This is a genomic window from Candidatus Magnetobacterium casense (assembly GCF_019173545.1).
GTDB lineage: Bacteria > Nitrospirota > Thermodesulfovibrionia > Thermodesulfovibrionales > Magnetobacteriaceae > Magnetobacterium > Magnetobacterium cryptolimnobacter.
In genome coordinates this window covers 1-2,374 of sequence record NZ_JABXWD010000473.1, presented here as the reverse complement: position 1 = coordinate 2,374, position 2,374 = coordinate 1, and the positions used below count along the sequence as shown (strand labels likewise).

Sequence of the window (2,374 nt, the reverse complement as noted above, 5' to 3'; positions counted from 1 at the left end):
AGCTCCTAAGCCAGCCTCGCCGCTGCCCTAACTGTAGAAGGGAAAGGCGGGACAGAATCAATCCAGACACGTCACAGCTACCCATAGGAGACGCCCTAACCCGGCCCAGACGAGACTCGGACAGATATAGATGGTGAGGCTATGGCAGTAGAAACCCAGAGAGACACAATGACGGTTGACCAAGCGGCCAGGCGTCTGGGGATCAGCCGGAACAGTTGTTACACCCTGGCAGCAAAGGGGGAGCTCCCCGGTGCCATAAGGCTGGGAAAGCGAATTGTAGTCTCTATCTACCAGTTTGAGAGATTCCTACGCGGTGAGGGTAAGGATGGCTAGACCACAGTTTCGCCGGCTGGATTACGACCTCTTTGAACGGCTGGAGATGTGCAAGCTGCCGGGTTGTAGTTTTCAGGTTCTACTTGTGGTCATAGACTACACGATAGGGTACCAAAAGCAAAAGGCGGCAATATCACTCACCACATTCCAGAACAAAACTTGGCTCTCCCGCCAGAGCGTGATAGCCGCAATTAAGGACCTGGAGCAACGGCACATAATACAGGTAGACAGGCGCCGGACGGATCCCAGGGAAGCGACCATGTACGCCGTCAACCACAATGGCTCGGAGTGGGAACGCATGAAGCGGTATATACCTAGTACGGTAGACTTGACTAGGGGTAGTCAAGCGGACTTGACTAGGGGGGTAGTCAAGGCCACCATACTAGACCAGTCAAGTGTACTTGACCAGACTAGTCAAGTTGTCACGAGTGCTACTCCAACAGAAAGTAACCTTAAAGAAACTATAAAGAAAGAGTTAACTAATATCAATTCTGAAACTATACGCTTTTTCAAACCCCCTAAATCCCCCATCTTTGGGGGACTTAACCCCACCACCGAGCCATCCCTGCAAGACACTACCCGGAAGAAAAAGAAACTACTGGAACACCTTCGACAGAGCAGCAAACCTTGCCCTGTCAGGCAGCTATCCCAAGAGTTGAACGTCCCATACGGAACCGTCCAGTGCTATCTCAGCGAGTTTAAGAAAGCTGGGTTAGTGACCAACACCGAAAGAGGAAGATGGATCGCTTGTAGTGGGGTAGCTGTATGAAGGACACTAAAATATGCTGTATATGCGCCAAACCAGGCATAGCTAGGATAAACGGCCATGTCTGGTTATGTGTGGATCATGCGATTGAAGCGACGAAGTTCAGCCTGGTGACTGGGGTGCCGGTCATGTGGGCTCGGCGGGGTGAGCCGCGGTATTTGATGATGCCAACCGGGATTCATAGGAATTAACGCAATGGCAAAGGTAGTAGTCTATCTAAGGGTGAGCACAAAAGAACAGGAAACTGACAACCAGTTGCCGGCGCTGAAACACTGGATTGGGGCGCGGAATCACGAGCTCGTGGCATTGTACCGGGAAGACGAATCGGCCTGGCATAGTGGGCACCAGCACCAGCTCAGTAGACTTATGTCCGATGTACCGAAGTACCAGCCAAATATCCTTTTAGTGTGGGCGCTGGACCGGCTTACCAGACAAGGGATCGGCGCCATTCTACAGCTCGTCAATAACTTCCGGGTACACGGCGTTCAAGTAGTTAGCTATTCTGAGCCCTGGACTGAGCAAGCGGGGCCCATGCGGGACTTACTTTACGCTATCGCTGGCTGGGCAGCTAACTTTGAAGCGGACAGAATTAGCAAGCGGACACTGGCCGGACTGGACCGGGCAAGGGCCGAAGGGAAACACCTGGGACGGCCCCATGGAAGTAAGGATAAGGGGAAACGAAAGCGTACTGGGTATCTTCTAAGGTATGCCAACAAAGGGGGGATAACTTAATGGGATTGGTCACTTTTGGTATAGCTGGATTTAGTGACCACAAGGCATCGATGGTCACTTTTGGGGGTCGCGGATAAGTGACCAAAAAATAGGCCGAAGGATTTTACGATGGACAAGATAGTTAGCGGATCCGAAAACAAACAAAGGACGGATAGTTTGACTTTGGGAAGAATGACAGACACAGAGATAAAGAATCTCGCTAAGCGAGTTATGAGACTTGACCTAGGAATGAACGCAGATAAAGCCTTTGCGATGCTGTTCAACCAGGATAATGCGGCAGGGCGTTCTGCCGCATTGAGTGATACCTTAGTGCCAAAGGAATACCATGTAGGTGACGGCTGGCGCTTTGAGTGTAAGACGTGTCACTACCAAGTGGGGATAGACCACCGAGCACCAGAGACTTGTCCGGGCTGTGGCCGTGCCGGTTGGTGGTATCGCTGCAGCACCGGGGACGTTTTCAAAAGGGGTGATTGGATGATGGATACAACCGACCTTAGAAAACATCTTACTACGCCCTCAGAGGCGCAGGAAACGGTCGATAAG

The 2,374-nt window shown here is 51.6% G+C and carries 4 protein-coding genes; all 4 read left to right on the top strand.

The features are described 5' to 3' along the window. Positions 1-141: 141 nt before the first annotated feature. A complete protein-coding gene (locus tag HWQ67_RS16495) occupies positions 142-333 on the top strand; it encodes a helix-turn-helix domain-containing protein (RefSeq protein ID WP_218253781.1) in 192 nt (63 codons plus the stop codon). Continuing rightward, positions 326-1,102, top strand: a complete 777-nt coding sequence (locus tag HWQ67_RS16490; RefSeq protein ID WP_218253780.1) for a replication protein — start codon at positions 326-328, stop codon at positions 1,100-1,102. The genes HWQ67_RS16495 and HWQ67_RS16490 overlap by 8 nt, the downstream gene beginning before the upstream one ends. A 192-nt stretch (positions 1,103-1,294) precedes the next feature. Continuing rightward, positions 1,295-1,831 (top strand): recombinase family protein, encoded by a 537-nt coding sequence (locus tag HWQ67_RS16485; RefSeq protein WP_218253779.1) that lies wholly within the window; start codon positions 1,295-1,297, stop codon positions 1,829-1,831. Between the two features lie 228 nt (positions 1,832-2,059). Beyond that, positions 2,060-2,374: hypothetical protein (locus HWQ67_RS16480; protein ID WP_218253778.1), on the top strand; the 315-nt coding region annotated here is incomplete at its 3' end.